17 protein-coding genes are annotated in these 13,847 nt (G+C 68.4%); 12 read left to right on the plus strand and 5 right to left on the minus strand.

From position 1 onward, the window contains the following. Positions 1-7: 7 nt before the first annotated feature. The 12 genes from ACFXJL_RS20570 to ACFXJL_RS20625 all read left to right on the plus strand — a co-directional run bounded on the left by ACFXJL_RS20570 (position 8) and on the right by ACFXJL_RS20625 (position 8,665). Positions 8-190 (plus strand): thiocillin family RiPP, encoded by a 183-nt coding sequence (locus ACFXJL_RS20570; protein WP_329024782.1) that lies wholly within the window; start codon positions 8-10, stop codon positions 188-190. Positions 191-220: 30 nt separating this feature from the next. Continuing rightward, a complete protein-coding gene (locus ACFXJL_RS20575; protein ID WP_358877879.1) occupies positions 221-394 on the plus strand; it encodes a thiocillin family RiPP in 174 nt (57 codons plus the stop codon). Positions 395-456: 62 nt separating this feature from the next. After that, positions 457-630 carry a thiocillin family RiPP gene (locus ACFXJL_RS20580; protein WP_329024778.1) on the plus strand — a complete coding sequence of 58 codons (174 nt, stop codon included), beginning with the start codon at positions 457-459 and terminating at the stop codon, positions 628-630. Between the two features lie 44 nt (positions 631-674). Next, complete coding sequence (locus ACFXJL_RS20585) at positions 675-854, plus strand: thiocillin family RiPP (protein ID WP_329024777.1); 180 nt, start codon at positions 675-677, stop codon at positions 852-854. 57 nt (positions 855-911) lie between these two features. Then, entirely contained in the window at positions 912-1,094 is a 183-nt protein-coding gene (locus ACFXJL_RS20590; RefSeq protein ID WP_329024775.1) for a thiocillin family RiPP, read from the plus strand. A 268-nt stretch (positions 1,095-1,362) separates the two neighbouring features. Continuing rightward, complete coding sequence (locus ACFXJL_RS20595; protein WP_384694368.1) at positions 1,363-2,412, plus strand: hypothetical protein; 1,050 nt, start codon at positions 1,363-1,365, stop codon at positions 2,410-2,412. Continuing rightward, positions 2,409-4,895 carry a lantibiotic dehydratase gene (locus tag ACFXJL_RS20600; protein WP_384694371.1) on the plus strand — a complete coding sequence of 829 codons (2,487 nt, stop codon included), beginning with the start codon at positions 2,409-2,411 and terminating at the stop codon, positions 4,893-4,895. Before ACFXJL_RS20595 ends, ACFXJL_RS20600 begins: the two co-directional genes overlap by 4 nt. Further along, positions 4,892-5,833 carry a lantibiotic dehydratase C-terminal domain-containing protein gene (locus ACFXJL_RS20605; RefSeq protein WP_384694375.1) on the plus strand — a complete coding sequence of 314 codons (942 nt, stop codon included), beginning with the start codon at positions 4,892-4,894 and terminating at the stop codon, positions 5,831-5,833. Before ACFXJL_RS20600 ends, ACFXJL_RS20605 begins: the two co-directional genes overlap by 4 nt. 224 nt (positions 5,834-6,057) lie before the next feature. Continuing rightward, on the plus strand, positions 6,058-7,074 hold the full coding sequence (locus tag ACFXJL_RS20610; RefSeq protein ID WP_384694378.1) for an ABC transporter ATP-binding protein: 1,017 nt from the start codon (positions 6,058-6,060) through the stop codon (positions 7,072-7,074). Beyond that, positions 7,071-7,832: an ABC transporter permease gene (locus ACFXJL_RS20615; protein ID WP_358877884.1), complete on the plus strand. Its 762-nt coding sequence runs from the start codon at positions 7,071-7,073 to the stop codon at positions 7,830-7,832. Before ACFXJL_RS20610 ends, ACFXJL_RS20615 begins: the two co-directional genes overlap by 4 nt. Before the next feature lie 78 nt (positions 7,833-7,910). Then, positions 7,911-8,345: a hypothetical protein gene (locus ACFXJL_RS20620; RefSeq protein ID WP_358877885.1), complete on the plus strand. Its 435-nt coding sequence runs from the start codon at positions 7,911-7,913 to the stop codon at positions 8,343-8,345. Continuing rightward, positions 8,342-8,665: a transcriptional regulator gene (locus tag ACFXJL_RS20625; protein ID WP_329024760.1), complete on the plus strand. Its 324-nt coding sequence runs from the start codon at positions 8,342-8,344 to the stop codon at positions 8,663-8,665. Before ACFXJL_RS20620 ends, ACFXJL_RS20625 begins: the two co-directional genes overlap by 4 nt. A gap of 74 nt (positions 8,666-8,739) precedes the next feature. Here ACFXJL_RS20625 and ACFXJL_RS20630 read toward each other — a convergent pair whose 3' ends face one another. From ACFXJL_RS20630 to ACFXJL_RS20650, 5 genes are all read right to left on the minus strand, one after another. After that, positions 8,740-9,762 (minus strand): polyprenyl synthetase family protein, encoded by a 1,023-nt coding sequence (locus ACFXJL_RS20630; protein WP_384694383.1) that lies wholly within the window; start codon positions 9,760-9,762, stop codon positions 8,740-8,742. Further along, complete coding sequence (locus tag ACFXJL_RS20635; RefSeq protein WP_384694386.1) at positions 9,759-10,763, minus strand: terpene cyclase; 1,005 nt, start codon at positions 10,761-10,763, stop codon at positions 9,759-9,761. Before ACFXJL_RS20635 ends, ACFXJL_RS20630 begins: the two co-directional genes overlap by 4 nt. 26 nt (positions 10,764-10,789) lie before the next feature. Next, complete coding sequence (locus ACFXJL_RS20640; RefSeq protein ID WP_384694389.1) at positions 10,790-12,163, minus strand: cytochrome P450; 1,374 nt, start codon at positions 12,161-12,163, stop codon at positions 10,790-10,792. 599 nt (positions 12,164-12,762) lie between these two features. Further along, the gene (locus ACFXJL_RS20645; RefSeq protein ID WP_384694392.1) at positions 12,763-13,086 is read right to left on the minus strand and encodes a hypothetical protein; all 324 of its coding nucleotides are present in this window, start codon (positions 13,084-13,086) and stop codon (positions 12,763-12,765) included. Positions 13,087-13,325: 239 nt separating this feature from the next. Beyond that, a complete protein-coding gene (locus ACFXJL_RS20650; protein WP_358877889.1) occupies positions 13,326-13,835 on the minus strand; it encodes a flavin reductase family protein in 510 nt (169 codons plus the stop codon). Positions 13,836-13,847: the final 12 nt, after the last annotated feature.

Genomic DNA, 13,847 nt, shown 5'->3' on the forward strand with positions numbered 1-13,847 from the left:
TGATCCGATGACCGACGCCAACGCGTGGGAACTGGACCTCCACAGCATCGACCTGGGTGACGACCTGTCCGTCGAGTACGTCCCCGAGGGCGTGGCGCTGGCCACCTACAGCACCACCTCCAGCGCGACCACGGCCAGCTGCCCCATCAGCAGTGCGTCGACCGTCATGACCGCCGCATCCGCGGGCTGACCGGCCCCACCGGAAGAACGGAAGCACACCATGCCAGAACTTGAGCTCTACGCACTCGACGACATCCTGGACGACTCCATGGAGCTGGAGACGCTGGCGGAGGGCAATGCCCTCGCGTCGGTGTCCACCGCGGGAACGGCCAGCTCGGCGTCCTGCCCGGTGACCACCGCCTCCTCCTTCACCTCGTTCTCGACCTACACCTGACAGTCCCGGCGCGGTTTCGCCGCGCACCCCATCCAGCACCCCGTTCGAAGGGAACACGATCCATGGACACCAACGAGGCCGCATTCGACCTCTATGCCCTGGACGGCGACATGACCGTCGAGGAACTGCCGCAGGGCAACGCGCTGGGCTGCTGGTTCACCGCCGCCACCGCGTCGACCGCCTCCTGCCCGGCGACCTCGGCCTCCTGCGTCGGCACCGCTTCGACCTTCGGCTGACCGTCCCCGCACGGTCACGACCGCTCACAGAAGGGACGTCCTCCATGGGCGAGCACAGCACCGAAAAGGCCATCGACCTGTACGTCACGGAAGACGAGCTCCTCGTGGAAGAGCTGCCGCAGGGCAATGCCCTGGGCTCCTTCTCCACGGCCACATCGGCGAGTTCCTTCTCCTGCCCGGTCAGCTCGGCCAGCAGCGCCACCACGGCCTCCTGCGTCGGCTGATCTGCTCCAGCCACCCGGAAGTCGGCCACTCGAATCAAACGGAAGAGGTGACACCTCATGAACGAACTACAAGTCGAGCCGTACGCGTTCGACCTGTACGCCCTGGAGGGCGAACTGTCGGTCGAGGAGCTGCCGCAGGGCAACGCCCTCGGCTCCTTCTCCACGGCGACGTCCGCCGCGTGCCTGTCCTGTCCGGTCAGTTCGGCCAGCAGCGCCACCACGGCTTCGACGTACGGATGACCGGACCCGGCAGGCGGTGCCGTATGGGCTGACACCGTTCCAGCACCTGCCCGCCGGGCTCGGCTCCTCCCTTCCAGCGGCGTCGTCACCGGCGCCGCTGGAAGGCGGCTTTCTCATTTCGAAGCATCGTGCACGCAGGGCTCGGGGTCAACGTGTCGCGGCGCGCTGCGCCCAGGTCGGGTCCGCCGCGTCTAGGAGTACAGGAGAGGTAGAGAAAGTGATCAGTTCGCCACCGAAGCTCCGAGACGAGCTGGAGGTCATCCGTGGGATGGACGACATCCCTCTGATCTTCGATCCGGTCACCGGCAACTACCATCGCATCACCCGTGCCGGCGAAGTCGTCCTGACCTTCCTGGACGGCACCCGCACGCGTGAGGACCTCGTCGTCCTCCTGTCGCGCGCCGACGAGGCACGGGCCGAGGCGCTCACCGGTCAGATCGACACCTTTCTCGCCGCCCTGGACAAGAGCGGACTGCTCGAAGGCTCCGCGCTTCCGGAGCGGCCCCAGGAATCGGGTCGTGTGCGCACCTCGATGCTGATGCCGCGCATCGTCCTCACCCGCTCGCTTCCGCGCCTGCTCGAACCCCTGGCCGCCGTCCTGCGCAGGATGCCCCCGACGCTGCTGGTCCTGATCACCGCGTTCTGCGCGCTGGTGGGCTACTCGTTCGGCATCCACACCCTCTTCACCGCCATGCCACCGGCCGAGGACCTCGCCGGGCCCGCGTTCCTGATCGCCACCGGTGTGATGCTGCTGTACGTGCTGATGCACGAGTCCGCCCATGCGTTGGTCGCCCAGGTACTGGGCACGCCCGTACGCGGGTTGGGAGTCGCGCTGCTCTTCTACTTCGTGCCCGTCGCCTATGTGGACCGCACGGACGCCTACCGCTTCCGCGGGCGTGGCGGCCGGGTCGTCCTGGCCATGGCCGGAATCATCAGCGACGGGGTGTTCTGCGGACTGTCGGCCGTGGTCGCCCTGAACTCCAGCGGACTGCTGCGGGACACCGCCGCGCTGCTGCTGGGCATGCAACTCCTGATGCTGATCGTCAACCTCAACCCGTTGATGCCCAGTGACGGATACACCGCGATCGAAGCGGCGAGCGGACTCACCAACGCCAGGGCGCGCGCCTTCTCCCTCCTGCGGCACACCATCCGCCGCCAAGAGCTCCCCGCGCACCTCGCCCAACTCAGCACCGCGGCCCGCCGGGGCCACATGGCGTACGGGGTGTTCTCCGTGGTCTACGTCTGTCTCCTCGCCTACGCCATGTTCCACGCCGTCCCCGTCACCGTGGACCTCTCCCTCTCGGCGGTGGGCCGATGACCTCCTTCATCGTCTCGCCGGTCGTCCTCACCCGGGTGGCGGGCCTGCCATCCGAGGCCCTTGATCTGGTCGCCCCCGCCACGCGCAAGCTGCTCGCCGAACACGGCGCCGCAGCCCAGCGGCTCGGCACCCTGGCGCCCGAACTCACCGAGGTCCTCTTCGCGCTCGTCCCCGGACTCGACGACGACGTACCGCTGCGCCGGAAGGTCCTCGCCGCCAAACGCTCGGTCAACCGGCTGGATCCGCTGCCGTGGGACGCGGACGTACGGAGCCGGGTCGCTGCGCGGCTCCCCGTCGATGCCGCCCCCTTACTGGACGAATGGGGTCGTCTCGTCGACGAACAGCGCGCTGTGCTGGCGCAGTTGGGTGCGCAGCTCGCCCAGGACCGGGAGCACGCGGTGCAAGCCCTGCACCTGGCCCTGCTGCCGGGCGGCGACCCCGCGGGCGGGGTGGAGGAGTGCGGCTTCGCCGAGTCCTTGGCGATCGCCGCCCCCGACTGGGTGCGACACCGCGACCGCAAGGCACGGTCGGCGAAGAAGCTGAAGACGCTGTACTCGTACGTCGCCCGTGCCGCGGTCAAGACGAGCCCCTTCTCCGGTCTGACCACCGTGGGCGAAGCCGGGGTGGAGGGTTCGGGCCGGGGGCTGAGCCGCACCTCGGCGACCACCGCGTATCTGGCACTGCGCCGGCTGGCCCACGACCCGGAGACGGCCGGTCTGTTGCGCTACCGCGTCGCGCCCGTACACCCCGGTACCCCCACCGAGCCCGAAGGGCTGTTGCTGCACGGCGAGGTGACCATCACCGAGGGCGTCGTCTGGCGCAACGACCGGGTGGTCGAGGCCGACTACGCCCTGCCTTCGATGACCCGGGGCCTGCGGTCCGCCACGACGTTCGACGAACTCCTCACCGCCGTCGGTGGTGCCCGGCCGTTCACCCGGTTCGTCCGGTTGCTCGACGCCGGCATCGTGCAGCCCGTGCCGCCCTGGGCCAAGGGCGAAGCGCCGTTCCCCGCGCTGTGCGCGCTGCTGGAGAACGACGGGAGTGCCTCCCCGATCCCGCGCCGCGATCTCTCCCTGGCCCACCGCCTCGGTGACGGCGCGAGTCGGGCGGACACCGAGGGCCGGATCACCGCCGCCACCGAACTCCGGGACCTCACCGCCGACTGGAACGAACACCGGGACCGGGGCGAGCGCAAACCGAGCGGGCTGATCTACGAGGACCGGGAGACGGGCCTCGACCTCCCCGACCCCTTGAGCGTGCCCGAGGTCCGGACGGACCTCACGGCACTGGGCGAGCGGGTGCGGCCCTATCTGTTCCGATCACACCTCTACGACTTTCTGTTGGAGGGCTTCACCGCGGAGTTCGGCGCCGGCGGGGTCTGTCGCGACCCGCTGGGGTTCTTGATGCGACTCACCGTCGACCGGGACGCCAATCCGCCGCTGGAGCGGGCCCTGTTCGCCGATATGACGAGCAGGCGCGACCCCGGGGACCGGGCCTGGCTTCCGGTGGGACCGACCAGCGCCCCGCCGAACGCGGGTGTCTTCTTCCAGGTGGAGGCCGCGAGCCGGGCCGACGCCGAGGCCGGTCGCCATCGACTCGTCGTCAACCAGTACGGCGCTGGCACCGGCGCCCTCTTCAGCCGCTTCAGCCGACTCCTCGGCGATGGGTTCCGTGACCGGCTCACCGCGTACCTGGACCAGTGCTGGCCCGGTGTGTCCTGCCGCGAGCTGGTGGTGTGGACCGACTGCAACACCGTGCAGTCGGAGTGCGGTGGGCTGTTGCCCCCGTTGGTGCTGCCGGGCGAGGTGGAGGCCGCGAACGGGATCACCCTGGACGACCTCGCGCTCGTCCATGACACCCATACCGACACGCTGTCCCTGTTCGACCGGCACGGTGACCCGGTCGGTCTGGCCTATCTGGGGCTCATCCCCCAGCATCTGCTCCAGTCGTACGTACGACTGCTCGCGATCCTGGCCGACCCCTGGGTGAACGGGTCGCCGCACTCCGACTACACGATGACGAAGGCGCACGAGCTGGGCCCGCTCTGTGGTGATGGCGTGGCCGAACTGCCGCGTGTCACGGACGGTCCCGGCGGCCGGCTGGTCACCCGCCGCGCTTCGTGGATCGTGCCCGCGGCGGCGATCCCCCGACCGGAGGGTGGCGAGTCGGACGAGGCCGCCCTCGCCGTCCGGCTCGATGACTTCCGTCGTGAGCACGGCATCCCCGAGGAGGTCTTCGTCCACCAACTCGGCGGAGCCGGTGGCGCCCTCGGTATGTCGGCCGACCGCAAGCCCATGTGGGTTTCGCTGGCCTCTCCGCTCTCGGTGGGGGTGCTGCACCACTGGCTCAGCCCGCAGACCAGCCATCTACGGCTCGTGGAGGTGCTTCCCGAGCGTTCCCTGCACTCCCAGCGCGACGCCCTCGGCCGGCCCAGGGTCACCGAGCACGTGGCACTGCTGGCCTGGCCCGAGGAGACCCGATGACGCCGACAACCCCGCTGCCGCCGATGATGCCAACACCACCGCCGACGCTACCGAAGCCGCTGACACAGGATCGAACGGAGCATGCGGACGGGGTGCGGGAGACGGACTGGTGGTACGTCCGCGCCTACCCCGGGGACCAGGACTCCATGGACGACGCCACCCGGGTACTGATCCCCTGGCTGGCCGCCCGAGCAGCCGAAGAGGACGCCCCCGCCTGGTTCTTCACCCGCTACTGGGACATGAGCGGACACCATCTGCGGCTCCGTCTCACCTGCTCGGCCGACGGGATCGACCGCATCCACGACCGCCTGCCCGAACTGGTGGTGCTGCTGAACTCGCTGGACAGACCCGCCCCTGCGGAACGTCTCGTACCGGGCTCGGTGCCGCAGGGCCTCCCGCGGGTCAAACTGGCCCGCACCTGCCTCTACGCACCGGAGTTGGCCAAGTACGGGGGTGCGCAGGGAGTGAGCAGGGCGGAGCAGCTGTTCACGGCCTCCTGCCGCTGGTACGACGACCAACGGATCGGCGCACTCCCTCCGCTGTACGAACGGGCGGCCCTGGCCGTCTCGTACATGCGCGCCCTGGTCGGAGCCGCGCTTCCCGAAAGCCAGGCGCGTAAGGGCTTCTGGACCGCCCATCGCCGGCAGTGGGGGCGGCAGTTGCGGATGGCCGCACCGGTCCAGGACGAGCTGCGCGGGCTTCTCTCCCGCGCGGCCAAGGGTGTGGGCCAAGCCTCGCAGAGCCTTGGTGAACCACTGCGGGAGAGCGTGACGACGCAGGTCGAGACGGTGGTTCGAACCCTCGACGCGGCGGCGCTCGACAACAATCCGGTGCGGCGGGAGGTACTGCTCCTCAACTACCTCCACATGGACCTCAACCGCTGGGGCTTCGTGCCCGCCGAGGAGAGTCTGCTCGGGGTGCTCGCCTCGGCGGAGTGACCCGCCCTGTTGAGGTGGCGCCGTGTCTCGATTCCCTGCTGCCCGGCGCCGCCTCCAGCTGGATCGTGGCCTTCCCCGCCCGGTCAACTACTCCCGAAACAGCACTGCTTGCCTACATCGCATCCACTTGACGACTTGGAAAGTGGATGCCACGATGGCAGCTGAAATGGACAGCAGTGCGCATGCTCGGACCTCGGCGGTATCCGATGAGAGGCAGATGCGGAATGGCTGAACAGAGCCCGTCCCACGACGCGGCGATCCTGCTCCAACACGTCATCAAGCGGTATCCGGGCCCGCACGGAGACATCGTGGCCCTCGCGGGGATCGACCTCTCCGTGCGTCAAGGGGAGATCTTCGGCCTGCTCGGCCCCAACGGAGCAGGCAAGACCACCACCATCGAGACCCTCGCAGGTCTACGCCGCCCCACCAGCGGTACGGTCCGGGTGCTCGGCCACGACCCCGTCACGGAACGCGATGAGATCCGCAAGTGCGTGGCGATCCAGCCACAGCACGCGGCCGTGTTCGAGCAGCAGACGGTGGCGGAGCTGCTCAGGGTCTGGGCCTCCCTCTACCCCGACCCCGAGACCCCCGAAGCCATCATCGAGATGATGGGCTTAACGGCCTCGCGCGATGTCCGGGTGTCCAAGCTCTCCGGCGGCCAGCGCCAACGGCTCCTCGTCGGGACGGCCCTCATCTCGCGTCCGCGCCTCCTGGTGCTCGACGAGCCATCGACGGGCATGGACCCCAACGCCCGTCAGGAACTGTGGGACGCGGTACGCACACACCGCGCGTCGGGCGGCACCGTACTGCTGTCGACGCACTCGATGGAGGAAGCCGAGATGCTCTGCGACCGGGTGGCCGTGTTGCACCAGGGGCAGGTCGCCGCCTGTGGGACCCCGCAGGACCTCATCAACACCCATGCACCGGACCGCGAGGTGCACTTCACCGTGCCGGTCGGCACCGACCTCGCACAGCTGCGATCCACCCCCGGGGTGTCCCACGTCGACACCCACGACTCGGGCGCCGACACCAGGGTCGTGGTGCGCACGAGCGACTCCGACGCGGCCTTCGGCCTCCTCGCAGGCCCGCTCGGAGCCCGCCACATCCAGATCAAGGAAGCCGGTCTCGAAGCGGTCTTCCGCATCCTCACCGGAGTCGACTTCCACGAGGCGAACAACACGGACCAGTCCGCCGAGCACGACGGCTCGCAGCCGACGAAGTCCGAAGGAGTGATGGCATGAAGTCCTCGCCCGCGCGTGAGTTGGCCCTGATGCACGGCCGGGAACTCGTCCGTGACCCCAAGTACTTCTACTTCGCCCTGTTCTTCCCGTTCGGGATGCTGGCCATCTTCCTCAGTCTCGGGTTCGCCATGCCGGACGACCCCGACGCCCCGGACTTCCTCCAACTGGTCTTCCCGATGTCGATCTTCCTGGCCGTGACCAGCGCCGCCCTGACCGTCACCGCCGGACCGCTGGCGAGCCTGCGCACCAAAGGCACCCTCAGGCTGCTGGGCACCACCCCCGTGGGGCGGGCCCGACTGATCTACACCCATATGATCGCCAGGATCCTCATGGTCACCGCCCAGGCGGCGGTCCTGCTCGCGCTGGCGGTATCCCTCGGCAAGGTGGAGTTGAGCCGGCTCCCCGCGCTCTTCGGCATCGCGCTCCTCGGCCTCGCCATGTTCGGAGGCATCGGCTATCTGATCGGCGGGCGGCTGTCCTCACCGGATGCCGCCACGAACGTCGGTACGCTCGTGCAGTTGGCCGCGCTGTTCCTCAGCGGCCTCGCATTCCCCCTTGAGCTCATGCCCGACACGGTCCGCACCACCTTGAGCATGCTGCCGACCTCGTTCTTCGCGGACCTCATGCTCACGCAGATGTCCGAGGGTGACGCACTGCATCCGGCCTGGCTGTCCATCCTGGTCGTCGTCGCCACCACCGCCGTCGTGGTCTTCCTCGCCGTACGCACGTTCAAGTGGGACCAGGGCGAGACGGCATGAGCTTCGGCGTGCGACCGTATTCTCTTGTTCCAGTACCGCGAGATTCTCTTGTTCCAGTACCGCGAGGAGGATGCCACGATGGATAAGAAGGAAGCTCGGGAATCCCTTGCGTCCGCGGACGTACTGGCGAGCCGGATGCAGGGGCAGCGCCCGCGCCCCGGCCTCATCGTGTTCCTGCTCGGAGTGGCCATGCTGGTGATGACGGCGGCGTACGGCCTGTTGGTGCAGCCCGACCATCCCTACGCCGTGCCCGCGGTCCTGCTCGTTCCCTTCTTCGCCCTCGTGATCTACACGGCCACCCGACCGGTGCTGCCCCGCCACCACCGGATCAAGTACGCCGCCACCACCGGGATCGGTGCGGCCGTCTACTCGCTCACCGTCACCCTCGGCTCGGCCTTCTTCTCCGGCGAACCACTGTGGTGGCTGCCGGGCGCGGTGTTGTGCAGCGTGCCCTTCTTCGTGATCGGCGTCCTCGACCGCCAGGCAGCCCACACCCCCGTGGTCGGACCGTGACACATCCACGCAAGTCCCTCGACACGTTCATCCACGCCCCGGTGCGCTTCTCCATCGCCGCGGCTCTGGCCTCGGTCGACGAAGCCGACTTCAGGACACTGCGGGACACGATCGAAGTCACGGACTCCGCCCTGTCCAAACAGATCGCCCTGCTGGAGCAGGCGGAGTACGTGAAGGTCCGCAAGGCGTTCGTCGGCAAGCGGGCGCGGACCTGGCTCTCCCTCACCCGCAAGGGCCGTACCGCGTTCACGGGCCACCTCGCCGCCTTGCAGGAGATCGCCGCGTGGGAGCCCGAGCGGGCGGACGAACTCAGCAAGTGAGCGGCGGTGCCCGTGCGGTGTGGTGTAGCTCCACCGCAGGGCACCCCCTTCACCGGCCTCCGACCGGTCTCACCTCACCTGCGGCGCTCGGTGATGATGTGAGCGAGTGAGACGAGTTGTCGGGCGCCCTCGGGAGCCGGGTCCGCGGCAGCCAGCGCGGCCAGGGCCTCTTCACGCTGCCGCTGTGCCTCTCGTTCGGCCCAGGCCCGGCCGCCCGCCCGGTCGACCAGGTCAACGGCCTCGCACACCTGGGCCTCGGTCAACGGCCCGTCGTCGTCCAGGTACAACGCAGCCAGTCGCCGGGCCTCGGGACCATCCGCCGAGAGCGCCGCCACGACCGGCAGCGACTTCTTACGACGGCGCAGATCCGCGCCCACGGGCTTGCCTGACTCGGAACTGCAACCCCATATGCCCAACAGGTCATCGACGAGTTGGAAGGCCAGCCCGACATGGTGGCCGAACCGACGCAGTGCCCCGATCCGCCCGGTCCGGGCGCCGGCCGCCAGGGCGCCGAGTGCGCAGGCGCACGCCATGAGCGCGGCCGTCTTCCCGGCCGCCATCGCAAGGCACTCATCCAGACTGACGTCCGTGCGCTGCTCGAAGGCCAGATCCGCCCCCTGCCCGGAGACCAGGCAGAGCAGGGCGTCGGTGAGCTCCTGGAGCATGGGCGGCGCTTCGGCCAGCCCTTCCATCGCCACGACGAGCAGTGCGTCGCCTGTCAGTACGGCCTGTGCATCTCCGAAGTGGGACCAGACGGTGGGCCGACTGCGACGCGTCTCGTCCCGGTCCATGAGGTCGTCGTGGAGCAGGGAGAAGTTGTGGATCAACTCCACACCGGCCGCTGCGGCCACAGCCTGGGCAGGCACTCCGCCCATGGCCGAGGCGGAAGCGAGGACGAGTGCGCCGCGCATCCCCTTGCCCCAGTCACCGGCGGCCGGGTTGCCTCCGCCGTCCTGCCAGCCGAAGTGGTACTCCGCAACAGAACGGCTCGGTTCTGGAATCCTGCTCACGGCCTTGCGCAGGACGGGCTCGGTCAGCTGCCGCGACCGACACAACACTTCCCATACGTCGGATTCCGAACGGCCCGGCACGGTCACCGGCCCGCTTCCATCAGCGCCGCCTCCACATAGGCGGTGGGGCCGCCCTCCGGGATTCCGCTCGTGTAGCGCTCGGTTCTTCGTGACCAGTCGAGGTTGCCCCGCATCCATGACCGCATCCCGGCCAGCGTGGGATCCAACCACGATGCGTCTTCGGGTTGGTCCCGCAGCAGAGTCTTCTCCGCGGCCAGGAAGGCGTCCGTACGTGCGGAGACGGCGGCGCACACCTCCTCCGTCGCCCGGATCTCGTCCAACCGCCGATGGTGACCGACGACGTGCACCAGGTTGTGGACCTCACCCAGCGAGCGTTCCTTCGCGTACGAGTAGACGTCGTTGACCCAGCACACCACGTCACAGGCGGCATCCAGGGCCGCACGGAAGGCGGGCGCGCGGTGGCACGCGGCGGGGACCTCGACGTTCGCAACGATCTCGATGAGGTCCATGCAGACGTAGATGGCGCCGGTGTGACGCCGGTTGGCTATGTAGGAATCCTCGGACGGCACGGTGCCGCGGACGCGATTCTCGGCCTCCCAGATGGTGGCCGTGGTCAGGCACTGCTCCAGGTGGTGGACGAACCTGCCCCGCCAGGCCGTCGACGTCCTGGCGGCCGTGCGCCGCCATAGATCCACCAGCGCGGAGGCGACGGGTGAGGTACGTGCGTCACCCCCCACCGGTAAGGGGGTGTCGTCGTTCAGGATGTCCCGCATCAACGCAACGGCCTGGGCCATGCGTTCCGGAGAGCGTCCGAAGGAACCGTCGTCCAGTTGGTCGTCGACCAGAAAGAGCCAAGCGAACCAATCCGCCATCAGATCGAGCGCGTCCGCATCGGCCGTCGGATGCACGAGCGCGACGAACCATCCGAAGTCGGCCCGTTCGAAGCGCTCGCGCGCCCGGGCACTGCGTAGCAGACCGTGGTCCCGTGTCCAGACGGCCAGGTGCTGGCGGGCCTGGTCCACATGCGGACTGACCGCGAAGGGGAACGGACAGACAATGTCGATCAAGGAGACTCCAGGGACGGGATGGAAGGTCAGCGACACGCGAGGCGGAGGTGGATTCCGCCCCTCGGATGCAGCGTGATCAGCGGTTCCGGCGCTACGAGCGGCGCGCCGGGGGGCAGCAGCAACCGATGGCCGCGCGCCACCGTGGCCAGTGCCAAGGTGAGTTCGGCCAGCGCGAAGTGCTTGCCGATGCATACGCGTCGCCCACTGCCGAAGGGGATGTACGCATGCTTCGGACGGGCGGCCACCCGTTCAGGGGTGAAGTTCTCCGGATCGAAGATCTCCGGATCGGGCCAGAACTCGGGGTGCCGGTGCAGCAGGTAGCTGTTGATGAGGATGTTGCTACCTGCCGGGATGCGGTAGCCGCCGACGATGTCCTCTTCGCACACGTGCCGCATGGTCTGGTACGCGGGAGAGTAGATGCGCAGGGTCTCGTCGATGATCATTCGGGTGTAGGTGAGCCGTGGCAGGTCGTCGAACCGCGGAACGCGCCCGGCGAGTACCCGGTCCACCTCCTCGTGCAACCGTTCCTCGATGTGAGGGTGTCGGGCCAAGAGGTAGAAGGCCCAGGACAGGGTGTTGGTGGTCGTCTCGAAGGCCCCGATGCAGAGGTTGAGGACCTCGTGGTGCAGTTGCTCCGGTTCCATGCCGCTGCCGTCGTCGTCCGTGCTGTGCATCAGCAGCGACAACAGGTCCGGCGGGTGGGACCGACTCGGATCGGTCCCCTCGGTGCGTTGGCGGATCACACCGGAGACGAAGCGGTCCATGTCATCGATGGCGCGGTGCAGTCGTCGACGACGCAACGTCGGCCAACTGAGCGGAGGGAAGGGAAAGCGGAAGAAGGAGCCCAGTACGTCGTTGGCGGTGGCGAAGGCCCGCTCGAACCTCTGGGCTGCGGCGCTCACATCGGCACTGAACAGCGAGCGGTTGACGATCCGCAGCGCCAACTGGCCGATCTCGTCGGTGATGTCCAACAGTGCGTCAGCCGCCGACCGGCGGTCCCAGCGGTCCAGCATCCGCACCGTCTCATCCGTCATGTTCTCGGTGAATCCGGCGACGGTCCGTGGGGTGAACAGCGGTGCCATCATGCGCCGTTGGCGGCCCCACCGCTCCTTGTCGGCGATGGCGATCAGACCGTCGCGGAGCACCGGTCTGACCACCTTGAAGATGGTTGCGTTCTTGTCGTAGCGCTGTTCGCCGTCCACGAGGATGTGCTGGATGTGGTCGGGGTGGTTGGCCAGGACCATCGGTAGTCCCAGGGGGCGAAACCGAAAGAGGTCTCCGTGCCGGTTGACATTGTCGGCGAGGAAGCCCAGTTGGTCACGTCTGAAGGCGAGGGCTCCCCCGAGCAGGTCCCGGGAACCGGCAGTGGGGAGTTCTCGTGGGGTGGTGGTACGGGGCATGGGGTCAGCGACTCCCTGGGGTTGGTGGATGCTGCGCACAGCCGTGCAGTGTCATCGACGGGAAGGTCCGGGCGAGGGCGACTACGTCGTGGGGCGCAGGTGTTCACACCCCCGTGGGATGCGTCGGGCGCGTCAGGTCGGTCGATGGGTCCTTGCCGTCATGTCGCCATGAGGTGTGGCAGGGCCGGGAGCGTGGGGAAGTGGATGGGGGCCGGTGCAACCGAAGGTCTGGTGGGTAAGAGCCCGTAGAACGCCCTCAGGTCCCGGCTGGGAACGACCGGAACACGACCCCGTACCTCCCCGTTCGACGTCATGGCGGCTAGCGCCACCCCAGCCCATGCCTACCGGCATGCCGACATACCGGCGTACCTGCGCACCCGGCTTCACATCGCATCGACCCCGCGTCAGCTGACCACACAGCTGAAGCGGCTGTGCCAACGACCACCCTCAGAGGACGGGCATGGCGTGCGAGATGGGTTCACCCCTCTGCACCAGCCAGGATCACACCGCTCCATGCGGTGGAGAGGTCGTCCCGTCGTCCATCTGTCCCGGCGATACCTCCGCTCACTGGATCGAACAGCCATGCGATGTCGACTCGATCATCCTTCCCCGAACAACCCATTCGGGCGAGATGCCTTCAGGCCACGTTCGATGGACGACACCCCTGAGCCAGCGGTGGCCATGCCAAGAAGCCCAGAATCCGCTGGAGGTCGGCGGGTGGGGACCGGTGGCGCGGTGAGGAAGGCCGTCAGACGCTCCTCGGACCTGTCGTCGGCAATCATCACCAAGTCGTGCGGACCACTCTTCCCGACGAACTCGTGCGTGGCCAACTGCCGGTAACGCGCCATGATCTCGGGAGCCACGGCCTTGCGCATCGCCGCCTCGACGACACACAACTCCCCAGCGAGAAGGTCATCGAGCATGGGGCCTGGTCAAGGTGCGTGAAGGTACGTGGCGGGGTTCCGGCGCGGCCATCGCGCGAACACGCCCCGGCCGGGCACTCGGGTGTGAGTGCCCGGCCGGAGCATGGTGGCGCCTGGCCATCGGCTGGTGGTCAACAGCCGTAGCCCGTTCGTCAGCGGATCGCATCCGATGAGGGCGGCGCCTTCGGTCCTGGTCCCTTGGTGCGCGGACCCGGAAGCTTGGGGAGTGTTCCCCGTGGTCAGACGGACATCCGGAAGTCCCGGCGATACCACACGAGCGGCGAGGCCGTGGCCCCGTGCCCCCTCATCTGAGTGAGCTCACCGACCAGGAGCGTGTGGTCACCCACGGGTATCCGGCTGCTCGCGGAGCACCTGAACGCGACTGACACATCCGTGAGATAGGGCACCGTCGAGTCACCCCAGTCCCCGATCGATACACCGGCGAACCGGTCCACACCGGTGGTGGCGAAGGTCCGGGCCAGCTCCCGGTGACCGTCTCCAAGGACGTTGACGGTGAATTCGTCGGCTTCGGACAGCGCCGGAAAGCAACTGGACGTACGTGACATGCCGACGAGGAGGAGCGGCGGCTCCAACGAGACGGAGGTCACCGAACTGGCGGTGAACCCCCAGGGACGCCCCTCGGTGTCCCGCGCAGTGACGATGGTCAACGGCGCGGCGAGCAACGACATGGCATCGCGGAACTCCTCGCTCTCCATGGCCTGCGGACTTCCCTTGACCTGGGTGCTCACCACACGAACCTC

It is taken from the genome of Streptomyces sp. NPDC059256, assembly GCF_042753785.1.
In the GTDB taxonomy this organism is placed as follows: Bacteria; Actinomycetota; Actinomycetes; order Streptomycetales; family Streptomycetaceae; genus Streptomyces.

Coding starts and splice junctions, on each gene's coding strand:
- ACFXJL_RS20620 (WP_358877885.1), top strand. CDS start 7,911: ATGGATAAGAAGGAAGCTCGGGAATCCCTTGCGTCCGCGGACGTACTG.
- ACFXJL_RS20640 (WP_384694389.1), bottom strand. CDS start 12,163: ATGCCCCGTACCACCACCCCACGAGAACTCCCCACTGCCGGTTCCCGG.
- ACFXJL_RS20585 (WP_329024777.1), top strand. CDS start 675: ATGGGCGAGCACAGCACCGAAAAGGCCATCGACCTGTACGTCACGGAA.
- ACFXJL_RS20595 (WP_384694368.1), top strand. CDS start 1,363: ATGGACGACATCCCTCTGATCTTCGATCCGGTCACCGGCAACTACCAT.
- ACFXJL_RS20610 (WP_384694378.1), top strand. CDS start 6,058: ATGGCTGAACAGAGCCCGTCCCACGACGCGGCGATCCTGCTCCAACAC.
- ACFXJL_RS20645 (WP_384694392.1), bottom strand. CDS start 13,086: ATGCTCGATGACCTTCTCGCTGGGGAGTTGTGTGTCGTCGAGGCGGCG.
- ACFXJL_RS20600 (WP_384694371.1), top strand. CDS start 2,409: ATGACCTCCTTCATCGTCTCGCCGGTCGTCCTCACCCGGGTGGCGGGC.
- ACFXJL_RS20590 (WP_329024775.1), top strand. CDS start 912: ATGAACGAACTACAAGTCGAGCCGTACGCGTTCGACCTGTACGCCCTG.
- ACFXJL_RS20605 (WP_384694375.1), top strand. CDS start 4,892: ATGACGCCGACAACCCCGCTGCCGCCGATGATGCCAACACCACCGCCG.
- ACFXJL_RS20570 (WP_329024782.1), top strand. CDS start 8: ATGACCGACGCCAACGCGTGGGAACTGGACCTCCACAGCATCGACCTG.
- ACFXJL_RS20575 (WP_358877879.1), top strand. CDS start 221: ATGCCAGAACTTGAGCTCTACGCACTCGACGACATCCTGGACGACTCC.
- ACFXJL_RS20580 (WP_329024778.1), top strand. CDS start 457: ATGGACACCAACGAGGCCGCATTCGACCTCTATGCCCTGGACGGCGAC.
- ACFXJL_RS20615 (WP_358877884.1), top strand. CDS start 7,071: ATGAAGTCCTCGCCCGCGCGTGAGTTGGCCCTGATGCACGGCCGGGAA.